Origin of the sequence: Acinetobacter sp. VT 511 (assembly GCF_001077515.1) — a bacterium.
Classification (GTDB): Bacteria; Pseudomonadota; Gammaproteobacteria; order Pseudomonadales; family Moraxellaceae; genus Acinetobacter; species Acinetobacter schindleri.
This window is the reverse complement of sequence record NZ_LFRE01000058.1, coordinates 136962-153441: the sequence shown is the minus strand read 5'-3', so window position 1 is coordinate 153441 and position 16480 is coordinate 136962. Positions and strand designations below refer to the sequence as shown.

The window sequence follows — 16480 nt, the reverse complement described above, 5'->3', positions numbered from 1 at the left end:
CTGAATTAAGCATTTTCACGTGCAATCGCACGGTAACCAATATCTTTACGATATTGAACACCATCAAACGTTACTTTTTCACAAAGTTCTAACGCTTTCGCTTGCGCTTCACCAATCGTATTACCCAGTGCAGTTACGCAAAGTACACGACCACCAGCAGTCACGATATCACCATTCTCAAGTGCTTTCGTACCTGCATGGAACACTTTGGCATCAGCCATTTCTGTGTCTAAACCTGAAATCACATCGCCATTGCTAGACGTTTCAGGGTAGCCACGAGATGCAAGCACGATACCAACAGTTTTACGCTCATCCCATTCAGCTTCCGCAGGTAAGTTACCTTCGATACCTGCTTGAACCAAATCAACTAATGATGATTTTAAACGCATCATGATTGGCTGAGTTTCAGGGTCACCAAAACGACAGTTAAACTCGATCACTTTAGGTTGACCTTGTTCATCAATCATCAAACCTGCGTATAAGAAACCTGTATAAACATGACCGTCTTTTTTCATACCTTCAACAGTAGGACGCATCACTTCATTCATGGTTTTTTCAAAAACGTCTGCCGTCACCACAGGCGCAGGAGAGTAAGCACCCATACCACCCGTGTTTGGACCTTGGTCGCCTTCAAAAATACGCTTATGGTCTTGAGAAGTTGCCATCGGCAAGATGTTGTCGCCATCAATCATACAAATGAATGATGCTTCTTCACCTGCAAGGAATTCTTCGATGACTACGCGAGAACCTGCATCACCAAATTTATTGCCTGCAAGCATGTCATCAATGGCATCGAATGCTTCTTCATTGGTCATGGCAACAATTACGCCTTTACCTGCAGCAAGACCATCCGCCTTGATCACGATTGGCGCACCATTTTTCTCAACAAAGGCTTTCGCTGCATCTACTTCAGTAAAGACATCATAGAATGCTGTTGGAATGTTGTGACGTTTTAAGAAGTGCTTGGCAAAAGCTTTAGAGCCTTCTAGCTGTGCAGCAAACTGCGTTGGACCCCAAATTTTTACACCCGCTTCACGGCAAGCATCAACCACACCATTTACAAGCGGTGCTTCAGGGCCGACAATAATCAGTTCAACTGCATTGTTTTTGGCAAAATCAATAATCGCAGGGTTGTCGAGAATGTCTAAAGCGACATTTTCACATTTATTTTCAGTTGCAGTACCTGCATTACCTGGCGCTACAAAAACTTTTGTAACTTGATCGTCTTGTGCGATTTTCCACGCCAATGCATGCTCACGACCGCCACTACCCAAAACTAAAATGTTCATCTTTAGAATAATCCTCGAAAATGAAATTCCCAAAGCCTAATTCGGCTTAAAAATCATTAACATCTTAACGCAAGATGCAAATCAATACAGACATAATAAACCCCCCTTATAGAAAGGAGGGCTTATTTTTAAATTTTACAACTTAGTGGCGGAAATGACGCATGCCAGTGAACACCATTGCAATACCAGCTTCGTCAGCTGCTGCAATCGTTTCTTCGTCACGCATAGAACCACCCGGCTGAATAATGCATTTGATACCTGCTTTTGCAGCGTTATCAATACCATCGCGGAATGGGAAGAATGCATCAGACGCCATTACTGCACCCTCAACGACTAAACCTGCATGTTCAGCTTTGATAGCAGCAATACGAGCCGAGTTCACGCGGCTCATTTGACCAGCGCCTACACCGATCGTTTGACGGTTTTTCGCATAAACAATCGCATTAGACTTTACGTATTTCGCTACTTTCCAGGCAAAGATCATGTCGTCAATTTCTTGTTCAGTTGGTGCGCGTTTAGTCACAACTTTAAGATCATCTTTCGTAATCATGCCTAAGTCTTGATCTTGAACTAACAAACCGCCGTTTACGCGTTTGTAGTCAAGTTGTGCAGCACGTTCGTCAATCTTCGGCAGTTCGCCACATACTAGTACGCGTACATTCTTCTTCGCACCAGTGACTTCAAGCACGCCTTCAGCAATGCTAGGAGCGATGATTACTTCAACGAATTGGCGGTCAACAATCGCTTGTGCAGTTTCAACATCTAATTCACGGTTGAATGCAATAATGCCACCGAATGCAGATTCAGGGTCGGTTGCATAAGCCAAGTCATAAGCAGCTTTGATACCGTCTAAAGATACTGCGACACCACATGGATTCGCGTGTTTCACGATCACACAAGCAGGTTTCGCAAATGATTTAACACATTCAAGTGCAGCGTCTGTGTCCGCAATGTTGTTATAAGAGAGTTCTTTACCTTGTAACTGTTTTGCAGTTGAAACAGAAGCTTCAGTTGCAGCTGGATCTACATAGAATGCAGCAGACTGATGCGGATTTTCACCGTAACGTAAGTCTTGAGCTTTGTTCAATTGTGTATTGAAAGTACGAGCAAACTTGTCAGCCGGACCTTCCTCGACACCTACGCGCGCGCCTAAGTAAGATGCGATCATACCGTCGTATTGCGCAGTATGTTCAAATGCTTTCACTGCCAGGTCAAAACGGGTTGCATAAGATAAAGCACCCTCAGCTTTAAGCTCAGCAATTACCGTTGCGTAGTCAGATGCATTCACTACGATACCGACAGAAGCATGGTTTTTTGCAGCAGCACGAACCATAGTTGGACCACCGATGTCGATATTTTCAATCGCATCGGCCAGTGAACAGTTTGGTTTTGCTACAGTTGCAGCAAATGGATATAGGTTAACAACGACAAGATCGATCGCATCGATGTTGTGTTCAGCCATCACAGCTTCGTCTAGACCACGACGAGCCAGAATGCCACCATGAATTTTCGGATGTAGTGTTTTTACACGGCCGTCCATCATCTCTGGGAAACCAGTGTGCTCTGAAACTTCAACTACAGCGACATTATTGTCTTTCAACAATTTATATGTACCGCCAGTAGATAAAATTTCTACCCCTAGAGCAGCAAGGTTTTGTGCAAACTCGACAATACCGGTTTTGTCGGAAACAGAGATTAAAGCGCGTTTAATAGTCATGATCTTCGTCACAGTTACCAAGGAACAGATTAAATCTAAATAGCTAATTTACAGTCAAAAAAAATGCCTGCGATTAACGCAAGCATTTTATCATTTATTCACTCATTAAACCGTGTGCTTTTAACTTTTTACGCAAAGTACCGCGGTTTAAGCCGAGAATTTCAGCAGCGCGGGTCTGGTTACCACGCGTATATTCTAGAACTACAGATAGAAGAGGCTTCTCCATTTCTGCCAGCACCATGTCATACACCTGAGAAGGTTGCTCGCCTTGCAGTTGTGCAAAATAGTGGCGAACTGCGCGATCTACGTGAATACGAAGAGCGACATCAGATTGTGCAGTAAAAATAGGAGATTTGCTATTCATGCGAATTAATCCGAAAAATCAAATACCACTTGGGTAAAGTGATATATAAAAGTGGTCTATAAATTAAATGAGCTTCTGTTTTAGATCCTAAAACAGAAGCTCTAAAACATGGTCATTACATTGAGCATGTAGCTTGACACATCTCAGCCAGTTGGTCGAAATATAAGCGTAACAATTGTTAAATTTTTGTTACCGACCAAAAATCAAACAAAAAAATCTGCATGATACGCAATAAGTGTTAGAGCGCATTAGCAAGACTGTATTTGTTGTGAAAAATTAGCGAAGAGTTGGCAGCACATAGCTTTCGTGGCGCGTATAATACCATTGTCTACAAAAAAGTGAGCAAGAAAACTGCATTTTTTTTTAGTTTTTTTATCTTTTTTGATAGTTTTTTTCAATATCAAGGACGAATTATTTCTAAACTATAGCTATCGAAACTTTTTCGCTTGACTGGAACCTGAAAGTCGAATTTAAAAGGACTATTTTTTGGAATACGCTGGATGCTCACTAAACTTTCAATCAGGTATTCTGACGGTGAAAGCGTATAAGAAGCAGTAATCACCCCATTGTCTTTTAAGTCGAGACGCAAAACTGGCATGACCAGGCTGCGATCATGATAATTGATCAGCTCACCTGTAAATCGGGTTTGCTTCGAATCTGATGCCGTGACTTTAACATTCCTGGTATTAATCAGGTCGTAATGCTCATCCATATTAGAACAATTGAATACATCACAAACAGCATTAAACGCTGTACCCATCATATGACTATTCTTTAAGTACTGTGGATTAAACCAGAAGAACTGAAAAACCAATATGCCGAGTAACAATACATTTATTGCTGTCCAGCCAATATATTGCAAGATAGAGCGCTGACTTCTGTCATCTGTATCTTCTTCCCAGTTCATGGCTGGAAGGGCACTGATGGGCTCGGTACTAAAATAGTTCAGATTATTCAAATAGGTTTTGAGATCAATATTCGAGTTTTCAACTTTTTCATCAAAAATATGTAGAAGATTGTTGAGGCGAGAAGAAATCTTGCTGTTATATAAGTCTGCATCAAATTGTGATGTAGCTTGAGCTGGACTAAGAGACTCAACATTAGCTTCAGGGGGGGTGCCAGTGGCCGAAGGCTGAGGTTCGGTCACCAGATGAGAAAGTGCATTAAATGAGGTGGTGCATTTGGGACAACAAACCATACCCTGAGCAATGGTTAACTGAGCAACCGTTACTTTGTAGATTGTGGAACAAGTCGGGCAGAGGGTTCGTTTATCACTCATACATTCACGCTTATTTAATTCTTATGGCGTTTACCAGAAATTCGACACCAGTATTCATCACGCTTCGCTACTTCTAATATATCAAAATGATTAGAGTAAATGCTAGTAACATCAGTAACTTGTTCTTCAATAACACCCGCAAGTGCGAATTCACCCTCAGCTTTTACCAATTCTGCAAAGTGCGGTTCAAGCATCATCAGTGGACCTGCCAAGATATTAGCAACGAAAACATCTGCCTTTATTGCACCAAGCTCTTCGTTAAATTCTTCCGGTAAGCCTACATAAAGCCGATCAAGTACACCATTAAGTTCAGCATTTTGTTGAGTGGCTAATACTGCTTGTGGATCAATATCGGTTGCATATGCTTTTTTCGCGCCAAGTAGCAGGGCAGCAACAGCCAAAATGCCTGAACCGCAACCATAGTCGATGACGGTTTTGTCTTTGAGATCTGTTTTCCCCAGCCATTGCAGGCAGAGGAAAGTAGAAGCATGATTGCCTGTACCAAAAGCCAGACCTGGATCGAGCTTGATATTTACTGCATCTGCTTCAGGTGGTTCCATCCATTCTGGCACAATCCAGAACTTGTCAGAAATCTGAATTGGTTCATAAGCATCCATCCAGGTGCGTTCCCAAGCTTGATCTTCCAGAAATTCATGACGGATAGGCGCTTCAGGCATTTGTGCACGAATAAAGGTTTCGAGTGCGTCGACATCGATTTCTTCGCCTTCTTCTTGTGCATAAATACCGGTAACAATCACTTTATTCCACAACGGTGTTTCACCTGGAAGTGGTTCAAGTAAATCCTGATTTTCAGCATCATCCAGCGTCACGCTCACCGCACCCAGCGAGCTGAGTAATGTTTCAGTGAAATCAACCTGAGCCTGATCAACCGTAATATGAATTTGTAACCACTTCACAGAAATAACCTTATGTATATCTTTTCAAAAAGCTATTGTAACGGAAGTTCCGGTTTTTGTGCGGCTAGATTGCTGTGCAGGTGTAAATAAAAAAAAGGATGCCTGAGACATCCTTTTAAAGGTTTTAGACTTTATCTAATCTAGATTTGTCAGGGGTTTTTGTACCTGAAGCGGTACAAGTCGATTCAGTAAAGTGCCAAAAATTGCAGCAAATATATACATAAAAATAGAATAAACTGCCGCTGGCATTGCTACTGCTGAGCTGCCAATCACGGTCAGGGCAATGGTCATCGCAAGGGTACTGTTATGAATGCCGATTTCAAAAGCACTGGCGCGGGCTTGAGCGCTATTAATGTTAAGGAGTCGTGGAACCAGATAGCCGATGCCAAGGCTGAGGATACAGAATAAGGCAGTTGCCAGTCCGACTTGAGTCAGATATTCACTGATATTGGCACGTTCCTTCACAATGGTTGCGGCAATAATAAGAACCAGAAAAGTAATAGCAAAAATCCGCAGTGGTCGATTCAGTTTTGCTGTCACACCTGGTGCATAATGACGAATCAGCATGCCAATCCCAACTGGAATCAGAATAATCGCAAAGACCTGCAGAATTTTGCCAAATTGCAGGCCAACTTGCTGACCATCCTGCATGAAGTGCAAGATCGAAAAGTTAATAATTAAAGGAAGGGTAATTGCAGCAATGACTGAGTTGATTGCTGTTAAAGTAATATTCAGCGCCAGATCACCTTTGAATAGGTAGCTAAACAGGTTGGCTGTGGCACCGCCTGGAGAAGCAGCCAAGAGCATCAAACCGACTGATAAAAGTGGTGGTAAAGCTAGTAGTTTACATAGTGCAAAGGCGATTCCCACCAGAATAATCAGCTGACAGAAAAGTGCGATGAGTACAGCTTTGGGATGGCGGGTAACTCGGCTAAAGTCACGTGGGGTAAGTTCAAGTCCAAGCCCCATCATAATGATCGCTAAAGCCAGTGGTAACAATATGGTAATAAAGCCAGAATCCATCTGTATACTCCTTATTTAAATGTCTTTTTTATCTATTTTTAAGTCCAGCATACAGAGGAAATTATGGTTTACATAGCGTGTTTACAAATCTGATAAACGATGCTTAGATTTCTGATAAATGATGCGTTGACGGCTCAGGATAATGCCAAAAAAGGTGGCAAGAGTGTACATGACAATAGTATAGATACCCGCAGGGATGGCAATAGTATTATTGCCTAATACGGTAATAGCGATAGTTATGGCAACAGCGGTATTATGAATGCCCACCTCAAAGGTACAAGCACGTGCCTGACGGTCTGGAATACCAAGCAGTAAAGGTAGGCAATAACCAATAAACAGGCTGGAAAAGCCAAAAATTACGGTCGCGATTCCGATGCTATTGAAATATTCCATCAGATTATGGCGTTCGCGTACGACTGCAAATACAAATAATGCAATGAGGAAGCCAATTGCGAAAATACGCATTGAGCGATTGACAGTGATTGTGAGCCTTGGGAATTTAGCCCGTAATGCCATACCGAAGATAACAGGAAGTAATATGATAAAAAATACCTGAACCATCTTCATGGCTGGCATGGTAATGGTATCGTCACTGCCCAGGAAAAAATGTAAGGATAAATTAACAATAAAAGGCAGGGTGAAGATCGATATAAAAGTATTAATTGTAGTCAGGGTGAAGTTGAGCGCCAAATCACCTTTATATAGGTAGCTGAACAGATTGGCCGTTGGTCCACCCGGAGAGGCTGCCAGCAGCATTAAACCCACAGCCAGTAGCGGCGGCAAATCCAATATGATACAAATCAGAAAAGCCAGACTGGTCAACAGGATCAGCTGGATAAATAAGGCAATAAAAATGACCTTAGGATAGTTGAGTACACGAATAAAATCCTTGACGCGTAATTCAAGTCCTAACCCCATCATTAAAATTGCCAGCAGTACCGGCAATAAAAAAACAAAAAATACCGAATCCATAGAATGTCCTTTTTATTATTGGATCTTCATTTTTAAATTAAGTTTAACGTAAATTATTAAATAATCAATAGAAAATGGGCAAAACCTCAATTTTGCCCATTTATTCTTTTATCACTTCAAAGAGGTTTATTTAGGTCGAGGAGGAGTGAAGCCCAAGGCACATTTACCACTAATTTCCTGACCATTAACGGTGGTTGTGGTGTTTCCAGAAGCGTCCTGACAAGCACTGTAAATTTCAGCTTCATCACCCATTAAGGCTGTTTTAGAGTTGGAAAAAAACTGTGGTTCACAGGTGCCGTTCCAGATAATGCCACGATGAGCAAAAGTTACGGCATCACCAGCTGATTTGCCTTTACAGACTTTCTGATACAAATCTGGATTGTAAACCTTAGCAACCTTATCATTTGCAGTTGCCATGCCTGTTACTGATAGTGCACCGAGCATTATTGAAAATAATATTTTCTTATCCATTTATTTCACCTTTTTTCTTCGTGTGGCGTCAAATTTACATCTTAGAAAATACTCAGCTGCATACAATTGTGATCAGGTAACCAATACAAGCTCTATGTATTGATTTATCGGTGTTTTGCTAAAAAATGAAAGATTAAGTGACAATTAAGAAGGTTTATAAAAATACGATAGGGTGACCTTGAATTAATTCCACTGAATTTGTCAACTATTCTGCAATTTTTGCTATAATCTTCGGCTATCCTTTTTTAATCTCTCAAATACCACTATGCACTATCCTAAAGTATACGATGTCATTGTGATCGGTGGCGGTCACGCAGGTACGGAAGCAGCATTGGCTGCGGCGCGTATGGGTCGACAGACTTTACTCTTAACTCACAATATTGAGACTTTAGGGCAGATGAGCTGTAACCCAGCCATCGGTGGTATTGGTAAATCGCACTTGGTGCGTGAAATTGATGCCTTGGGCGGTGCAATGGCACTTGCTGCTGACAAAGGCGGTATCCAATTCCGAATTTTAAACTCACGTAAAGGTGCTGCGGTTCGTGCGACGCGCGCGCAGGCTGACCGTGTACGTTATAAAGCTGCGATTCGTGAAACATTAGAAAACCAAGCGAATCTTGATATTTTCCAACAAGCAGCGGATGACCTGATTGTTGAAGGCGATACCGTTAAAGGTGTGGTTACCCAAATGGGTATTCGCTTCGATGCCAAAACTGTAGTGTTAACTGCGGGTACATTCTTAGGTGGTGTGATTCACGTTGGTCTTGAAAAATCAAGCGGTGGTCGTGCAGGTGATCCACCATCAATTTCTTTAGCACATCGTTTACGTGAATTAAACTTACCTGTGGGTCGTTTAAAAACAGGTACACCACCACGTATTGATGCACGTTCAGTTGATTTTTCTGTGATGACGCCGCAGCCGGGTGATTTCCCATCTCCGACCATGTCGTTCATGGGTGATGCATCTATGCACCCTGAGCAAGTGAATTGTTGGATTACCCATACCAATGAAAAAACCCATGACATTATTCGTGGTGGTTTAGACCGTTCACCAATGTATACCGGTGTGATTGAAGGTGTCGGTCCACGTTACTGCCCATCCATTGAAGACAAGATTCATCGTTTTGCCGATAAAGACTCTCACCAAGTGTTCTTGGAGCCTGAAGGTTTAGATACGCACGAGTTGTATCCAAATGGTATTTCAACATCATTGCCATTTGATGTGCAGTTTGAATTGGTGCGCTCAATCCGTGGTATGGAGAATGCACACATTCTTCGTCCAGGGTATGCGATTGAATACGATTACTTCAACCCGCAAGCGTTGAAATTCACTTTGGAAACCAAAGCGATTAATAACTTGTACTTTGCAGGTCAAATCAACGGTACAACAGGTTATGAAGAAGCAGGTGCGCAAGGTTTACTTGCAGGCTTGAACGCAGCACGTCGTGCGTGGGATCAAGAGCAATGGACACCAAAACGTGATGAAGCGTACATGGGTGTATTGGTTGATGACTTGATCACTTTAGGTACCAAAGAACCGTACCGTATGTTCACTTCACGTGCGGAATATCGTTTAATGCTTCGTGAAGACAATGCAGACCAACGTTTAACACCAGTCGGTCGTGAAATGGGTCTGGTGGATGATGAGCGTTGGGCGGCTTACTGCGAGAAAATGGAAGCGGTTGAACGTGAAACAGGTCGTTTACAACATCTTTGGGCAGCACCAAACAATCCAATGGGTAAAAAATTCGTTGAGATGACAGGTGCAGACCTTTCTAAAGAATGTTCAGCGATTGATTTGTTAAAACGTCCAAATATTACCTTTGCTCAAATTGCAGAATTAACAGGTTCTGACGTGTCAGCTCAGGTGGGCGACCAGATTGAGATTGCGGTGAAATACGAAGGTTATATTAATCGTCAGCACCAAGATGTAGCGCAAATGAAGCGTTTGGAAGAAACCAAGATTCCTACTGATTTTAACTATGACATCGTTTCAGGTCTTTCTCGTGAAATTACCTTGAAGTTAAAAGATGTTCGTCCTGAAACGCTTGCACAAGCAAGCCGTATTCCGGGTGTAACCCCTGCTGCAGTCCAACTGGTGATGATTACGATTCGCAAGAATGCACAAACAAAAAAATCTGCCTAAGATTTGATGTTAAAAAATCCCGCAAAATGCGGGTTTTTTTATAAATAAAAGTTAACAATCACCGAGATGAATGATTCCATAGTTAAAAGCTACCAATAAAATAAATAATTAAAAAATAATAATATTTATAATTTTTCATCTAAAAATAAAATCACTGTAATTTTTTTTAAGTCTTATTTGGGGGTGAAAAAGCAAACTTTTACATTTCAAATCCTACCATTGTAGTGCTATTTATTCGAAAGGATTAGATTAACAATTAGGCAGTGGGCTAAGCCAAAAAAGCCTAGAATTGAGGAAGATGAATCATGATGTTGACACAAAAGGAAAAAATACAAAAATTTCTGGTGATATTTTTGTGTTTCTGGGTCGCATTTTTTGAAGGCTTTGATTTACAAGCCCCTGGAATTGCAGCCAAAGGTATTGCAGAAACGTTTGCACTTGATCAGGTGCAAATGGGCTATGTATTTAGTCTCGGCGTTTTTGGTATGTTGTTCGGCGCTTTCTTTGGTGGGCGAATCGCGGACTATTTAGGTCAGAAACGAGTCTTAATGCTGTCAGTGGCTATTTTCGGGGTGTTCTTTGCACTTACAGCGATCGCACCAAGTATTGAAATTTTATATGCGGCACGTTTCCTGACGGGGTTGGGCTTAGGGGCTGCGATGCCCACCATGATTTCAGTAGTGGGGGATGAGGCGACTGAACGTAACCGGGGTAAGCTGAATAGCTTAATGTATTGTGGTTTGCCTGTAGGTGCGATTTTTGTTGCCGGGCTGGCAATCTATTTTAAGGACATTAGCTGGCAAACACTATTCCTGATCGGTGGTTTGACACCATTGGTCCTGCTGCCTTTCATGGCTTTGATTTTAAAAGATAAACTGAGTGCTGTTAAAGCCCAAACGACTGAGCAACAGGTCGCAGTACCCAATATGGCTGAAGTACTGTTTAAACAGGAATAATATAAACGTACTGTGCCATTGTGGTTTGGCTTTTTCTTTACCTTAATGATTAACTATATCCTGATCAGCTGGTTACCAAATTTACTGATGGAACAGGGGCTTTCCAAGCAGGAAGCTTTTAGTATCATGCTGATCTTCCAGGTTGGTGCTGTAATTGGTACTTTAGGGCTAGGTTATTTATTAGATCGCCTGAAACTCTGGCAAGAGCGGGTGCTATAATTTATGTAGGCCTGGCAATTGTATTGATTCTACTCTTTACCAGTAAAGTAATTCCATTGCTGATCCTGGCCGGTTTAATGGGTGGAATTTTCTCTACCGGTGGTCAATCTATCCTATATGGTATTTCTCCAATCTTCTACTCAGGGGCAGGTAAAGTTACGGGAGTGGGAAGTGCGATTTCACTCGGGCGTTTGGGTGCCATGACTGGTCCACTTTTATCTGGCAAGATTCTGGCATTGGGCTTGGGAACAACAGGTATTCTGTGGGCCAGCTTGCCGGCTGTGGTGATTTCTGCTGTGGCAGTCACTGCTCTGTCCCGTTATAAGACACAAAACAAGCATTAATTTAAGTGATCTATCTATGAAAAAAAGTTGGTCTGATGGCTGGCTTTTTTTATTTGAAGATATTTAGACAGATTATTTAACAGGTAGTTTTTGTTAATATAAGTTGAACTAAAAAACGAAATTGAGATATGAGCTATCAGTTAATTGAGCTGGATATAGACGCGACCGACAATATTACCTGCCTACATTGCCAGCAACAGATTATTAACTGGCAAGAAGAACAATATGTCCAACCTTGCGAACATACGCTCTTTATCGCTATGGATATTGGTTTTGAATACATTACCGATGAGTTTGAACAGACCATGCAACATACTGTGGATGATTTACATGCCAATGATGATCAGGTCAATATGTTTGCAGAGTTGACTGCAAGTATTTATCCGGAATTTATAATTTTAAAATCGGATCTGGGTGTGGAAGGTTATTCACGTTATATTGGCCTTACTGCTTAAATCTCAGAATGAAAAAAGCGCCAAATCAATTGGCGCTTTTTTGTGGCTAACTTTAAAAATTAACCTTCAACTTCTTCTTCAACATCATCATCTGCACTGTCCATACCCAGCTCTTTAAGTTTGCGCGTCAATGTATTTCGACCCCAACCTAAAAGCTCAGCAGCATGGCGTTTACGGCCACGAGTTTGCTGAAGGGCTGCATTAATCAGAGTGCGTTCAAACATTGGTGTTGCGATGTCGAGAATCTTCATCTCACCATTTTTTAGCTTTTGAATTGCCCATTGGTTCAGTAATTCATCCCAATGATGCGGAGCAACCTGATTCAGATTTGGAATTGGTGCACCATTGTCCTGCTGGATAGGAATCTGTTTCAGTTCAGGTGGCAAGTCTTCTGGATAAACTTCACGACCTGTGATCATAACCGTTAACCAGCGACAGGTATTTTCCAGCTGACGCACGTTTCCTTGCCAAGGCAGCTTTTGCATATATTCCTGAGTTTCAGGACGCAGAATCTTCGGATTGACACCAAGCTCTTTGCCTGCACGTGCCAGGAAATGCTGTGCCAGCATTGGAATATCTTCAGAACGGTGTGCCAGTTTAGGAATATGAATACGAATTACATTCAGGCGGTGATACAAGTCTTCACGGAAGCGGCCATCGTGTACCAGTTTTTCCAGATCCTGGTGAGTTGCTGCCACGATACGCACATCAACCTTGACTGGAATATGACCACCTACACGGTAAAATTCACCATCAGCTAGGACACGTAACAAACGAGTTTGTGTTTCAAATGGCATGTCACCAATTTCATCCAGGAACAGCGTACCGCCGTTGGCCTGTTCAAAACGGCCCTGACGTTGCGTATTTGCACCGGTAAAAGCGCCTTTTTCATGACCGAATAATTCAGTCTCAATCAGGTCTTTTGGAATCGCTGCCATGTTCAGGGCGATAAATGGCTTATTGCTACGTGGTGAATGGCGGTGCAAAGCATGTGCCACCAATTCTTTACCTGTACCTGATTCACCATTAATCAAAACGGTAATATGCGACTGAGATAGACGGCCAATAGCGCGGAATACTTCCTGCATTGCAGGAGATTCACCGATAATTTCAGTCGATTGAATTGTTGGAGCCGCTTTTGCAGATTCCTGTTGCTGTAACTTGGTGATGTGCAGGATGGCACGATTCACCAATGCCAGCGCTTCATCAATATCAAATGGCTTTGGCAGATACTCGAATGCACCGGTCTGATAACTTGATACTGCAGATTCCAGATCCGAGTGCGCCGTCATAATGATAACAGGCAAATCAGGATTAGTATTCTTGACTTTACCTAAAAAGGTTAAGCCATCTATACCCGGCATTCGGATATCGGTCAGGATCACATCTGGTACATCCACACTCAGCTGATCAAGTGCTGACTGGGCTTCTTCAAAACTGGTAACGTCGAAACCTTCTTCTTTGAATGTTTTTTCGAGTACCCAACGCATGGCACGATCGTCATCAATCACCCATATTTTATTTCGCGACATGATCTGACTCCCAAGGTAAAAATAAGCTAAATATGGTTTTTCCTGGAACTGACTGGCATTCAATCATTCCGTTATGTTGGTGCATTATATTTTGAGCAATACTGAGGCCCAGGCCGGTTCCTTTGGCACGGCTGGTCACAAGCGGGTAGAAAACGGCTTCAATAATATCGTCTGGTACACCCGGACCATTATCTTCAATGTCGATGCGTACCACTGAACGATGAATCACACCATTAATAGTATATAGACGCTGAATACGGGTTCTTAAAATCAGTTCAGGCTGATGCTCGACAAAGAAGTCTTTGTTTTCAGTCATCGCCTGAACCGCATTCACACAGATATTCAGCATGACCTGAATCAGCTGATCGCGGTCTGCTAAAACTTCTGGCAGGGACAGGTCATAGTCCCGGGTAATTTTAATTTTCTTTTTGGTCTGATTTACAATCAGTGAGCGGACACGTTCTAAAGGCTCATGCACGTTGACCATTTCATAGCTTGGCAATTGACGTGAACCCAGCATACTATCTGCCAGATTTCTCAGGCGATCCACTTCACTGATAATAATATCTGTAAATTCTTTGTATTTCGGATCATCCAGGCTACGTGCGAGAAGCTGAGTTGCACCACGAATACCACCAAGCGGGTTCTTGATCTCATGTGCTACACCACGGATCAACTGGCGCGCCACCTGATGTTGCTGAATATAGTTTTCTTCACGCGAGATTTTCAGCATACGGTCACGCTGATTCAGCTCAATCAGCAATAAGGGGTGATGTGGTTTGCCTGCATTCAGTAGCGAAACCGTATAATCCACATGAATATCTTTAAAATTGACAATAATGGTCGCTTCACGGCGGGTATAAGGTTGTCCAGTATGCAGGGTGTTATACAGCGACTCTTCAGTATTGAACTCATCTGTAGGGGCTTGCAGGATATTTAATACCGGTGTGCCAAATGCGCGTAACAAGCTGATATCGAACATGGCCTCGCAGGCAGTGTTCAGGTAATAGATATTCAGGTTGCTATCAATCAGCATGACAGCAGTGGTCAGGTTGTCCACCAAAAGGCGATAGTCGATGGAAAGGGGCTGATCCATTAGCGATGGTTTTCCTGTATTAAAATAGCGCAATGGCATCTTCATAAAGCAAAATTTAAAGTCTTAAGTTCTCATTTGATGCACATTAAGCAAAATGCACGCCAACTTTTTAAATAATCCTTAAATTATTGCAATGAAATGGAAGTGGGGGTCATGAAGATGCATGATTTGTTAATGGTATAGCTGATAAAAATCAGCATGTAAATCATAAATGTTCAATTTTGGTGCATGTGTAATTATATTGAATATTTTATGGCTTTATTTTGGTGCTTGATGTAATCAGTCTCCATTTCAACTGTTTTTATGTTTCGAAAAGACATACAATACGCGCATTCTAGTGGAGCGCAGATTCATGAAGTCCCCCAAAGTCGGTTTTGTTTCTTTAGGTTGTCCTAAGGCATTGGTAGATTCTGAACGAATTTTAACTCAGTTGAAGACTGAAGGTTATGATGTCGCATCGGATTATGACGGTGCTGATTTAGTAGTAGTAAACACCTGTGGTTTTATTGAATCTGCAGTACAAGAGTCTCTAGACGCCATCGGTGAAGCGATGAGCGCGAATGGTCGCGTGATTGTGACGGGCTGTCTAGGTAAAGACGAAGACAAGATTCGCCGAATGCATCCGAATGTCCTGAAAGTGACTGGTGCTGCGGCTTATGAAGAAGTAATGGATGCGGTTCATCAATATGTCCCTGAACCGCCAAAACATAATCCATTTATTGATCTGGTTCCTGAGCAAGGCATTCGCCTTACTCCAAAACACTATGCGTACTTGAAAATTTCAGAAGGCTGTAACCACCGTTGTACTTTCTGCATTATCCCAAGCATGCGTGGTGATCTGGTATCGCGTCCAGTCGGTTCTGTGCTTGAAGAAGCTGCAGCGCTAAAACGTGCTGGCGTAAAAGAAGTACTCGTCATCTCCCAGGATACTTCTGCTTACGGCGTGGATACCAAGTACAAACTTGACTTCTGGAATGGTCAGCCAGTTAAGACCAAATTCTATGATATGTGTGAAGCGCTGGGGCAGTTAGGCATCTGGGTGCGTCTGCACTATGTCTACCCATATCCACATGTGGATGCGGTGATTGATCTGATGGCACAAGGCAAAATCCTGCCATACCTGGATATTCCATTCCAGCATGCCAGTCCTAAAGTATTAAAGCTGATGAAGCGTCCTGCGCACAGTGAAAATACATTAGAACGTTTGAAAGTATGGCGTGAAAAATGTCCTGAATTGGTGCTGCGTTCGACATTTGTAGTGGGCTTCCCGGGTGAAACCGAAGAAGACTTCCAAATGTTGTTGGACTGGTTGCAGGAAGCTCAGCTGGATCGTGTGGGTTGTTTCACTTATTCAGCAGTTGAAGGTGCAGCAGCGAATGATCTGCCAGATCACGTGCCGGAAGAAATCAAGCAAGAACGTTATGAACGTTTCATGCAGGTGCAGCAAGCGATCTCAGCAGCCAAGCTGCAAAAGCGTATCGGTCAGAAAATGACAGTGCTAGTCGATGATCTGGAAGAGGAATTCCCGGTTGCTGTAGCACGTTCTTATGCCGATGCACCAGAGATTGATGGGAATGTATTTGTTGAAGATATCGACAAGAGCCTGATTAAGACAGGTGCTTTGCTTGAAGTCGAAATTACCGATGCGGACGAATATGACCTGTTTGCAAAACTGATTTCGATTAAATCAGCCTAATACT

Annotated in this window: 13 protein-coding genes and 1 pseudogene; 4 read left to right on the top strand and 10 right to left on the bottom strand. The window is 42.4% G+C overall.

All coding sequences use genetic code 11. The features are described 5' to 3' along the window. Positions 1 to 5 precede the first annotated feature (5 nt). The 8 genes from purD to ACS72_RS07035 form a co-directional block, all read right to left on the bottom strand. Positions 6 to 1289 (bottom strand): phosphoribosylamine--glycine ligase, encoded by a 1284-nt coding sequence (gene purD, locus ACS72_RS07070; protein ID WP_048881689.1) that lies wholly within the window; start codon positions 1287 to 1289, stop codon positions 6 to 8. Positions 1290 to 1431: 142 nt separating this feature from the next. After that, entirely contained in the window at positions 1432 to 3006 is a 1575-nt protein-coding gene (gene purH, locus ACS72_RS07065; protein ID WP_048881688.1) for a bifunctional phosphoribosylaminoimidazolecarboxamide formyltransferase/IMP cyclohydrolase, read from the bottom strand. Positions 3007 to 3100: 94 nt separating this feature from the next. Beyond that, positions 3101 to 3370, bottom strand: a complete 270-nt coding sequence (gene fis / locus ACS72_RS07060) for a DNA-binding transcriptional regulator Fis (RefSeq protein ID WP_001086304.1) — start codon at positions 3368 to 3370, stop codon at positions 3101 to 3103. Positions 3371 to 3770: 400 nt separating this feature from the next. Next, positions 3771 to 4649 (bottom strand): DUF3426 domain-containing protein, encoded by an 879-nt coding sequence (locus tag ACS72_RS07055; protein ID WP_048881687.1) that lies wholly within the window; start codon positions 4647 to 4649, stop codon positions 3771 to 3773. 14 nt (positions 4650 to 4663) lie between these two features. Beyond that, complete coding sequence (gene prmA / locus ACS72_RS07050; RefSeq protein ID WP_048881686.1) at positions 4664 to 5566, bottom strand: 50S ribosomal protein L11 methyltransferase; 903 nt, start codon at positions 5564 to 5566, stop codon at positions 4664 to 4666. Between the two features lie 135 nt (positions 5567 to 5701). Continuing rightward, positions 5702 to 6589 carry a bile acid:sodium symporter family protein gene (locus ACS72_RS07045; RefSeq protein WP_048881685.1) on the bottom strand — a complete coding sequence of 296 codons (888 nt, stop codon included), beginning with the start codon at positions 6587 to 6589 and terminating at the stop codon, positions 5702 to 5704. 81 nt (positions 6590 to 6670) lie between these two features. Next, positions 6671 to 7561 (bottom strand): bile acid:sodium symporter family protein, encoded by an 891-nt coding sequence (locus ACS72_RS07040; RefSeq protein ID WP_048881684.1) that lies wholly within the window; start codon positions 7559 to 7561, stop codon positions 6671 to 6673. 126 nt (positions 7562 to 7687) lie between these two features. Next, positions 7688 to 8032 (bottom strand): hypothetical protein, encoded by a 345-nt coding sequence (locus ACS72_RS07035; RefSeq protein WP_004894381.1) that lies wholly within the window; start codon positions 8030 to 8032, stop codon positions 7688 to 7690. Positions 8033 to 8297: 265 nt separating this feature from the next. On the opposite strand from ACS72_RS07035, the gene mnmG reads away from it, so the two are divergent. From mnmG to ACS72_RS07020, 3 genes and pseudogenes are all read left to right on the top strand, one after another. Continuing rightward, positions 8298 to 10178, top strand: coding sequence for a tRNA uridine-5-carboxymethylaminomethyl(34) synthesis enzyme MnmG (gene mnmG, locus ACS72_RS07030; protein WP_048881683.1), 1881 nt, complete (start codon positions 8298 to 8300; stop codon positions 10176 to 10178). Between the two features lie 305 nt (positions 10179 to 10483). Beyond that, positions 10484 to 11697, top strand: a pseudogene (gene mhpT / locus ACS72_RS18990) (3-(3-hydroxy-phenyl)propionate transporter MhpT). Between the two features lie 128 nt (positions 11698 to 11825). After that, complete coding sequence (locus tag ACS72_RS07020; protein ID WP_048881682.1) at positions 11826 to 12152, top strand: hypothetical protein; 327 nt, start codon at positions 11826 to 11828, stop codon at positions 12150 to 12152. Between the two features lie 59 nt (positions 12153 to 12211). Here ACS72_RS07020 and glnG read toward each other — a convergent pair whose 3' ends face one another. Both glnG and glnL read right to left on the bottom strand, forming a co-directional pair. Then, positions 12212 to 13684 carry a nitrogen regulation protein NR(I) gene (glnG, locus tag ACS72_RS07015; RefSeq protein ID WP_048881681.1) on the bottom strand — a complete coding sequence of 491 codons (1473 nt, stop codon included), beginning with the start codon at positions 13682 to 13684 and terminating at the stop codon, positions 12212 to 12214. Beyond that, the gene (gene glnL, locus ACS72_RS07010; RefSeq protein WP_048881680.1) at positions 13671 to 14780 is read right to left on the bottom strand and encodes a nitrogen regulation protein NR(II); all 1110 of its coding nucleotides are present in this window, start codon (positions 14778 to 14780) and stop codon (positions 13671 to 13673) included. The genes glnG and glnL overlap by 14 nt, the downstream gene beginning before the upstream one ends. A gap of 352 nt (positions 14781 to 15132) precedes the next feature. Here glnL and rimO point away from each other — a divergent pair, with 352 nt between their 5' ends. Next, positions 15133 to 16476, top strand: a complete 1344-nt coding sequence (rimO, locus tag ACS72_RS07005; RefSeq protein WP_048881679.1) for a 30S ribosomal protein S12 methylthiotransferase RimO — start codon at positions 15133 to 15135, stop codon at positions 16474 to 16476. The last annotated feature ends 4 nt before the right edge of the window (positions 16477 to 16480 follow it).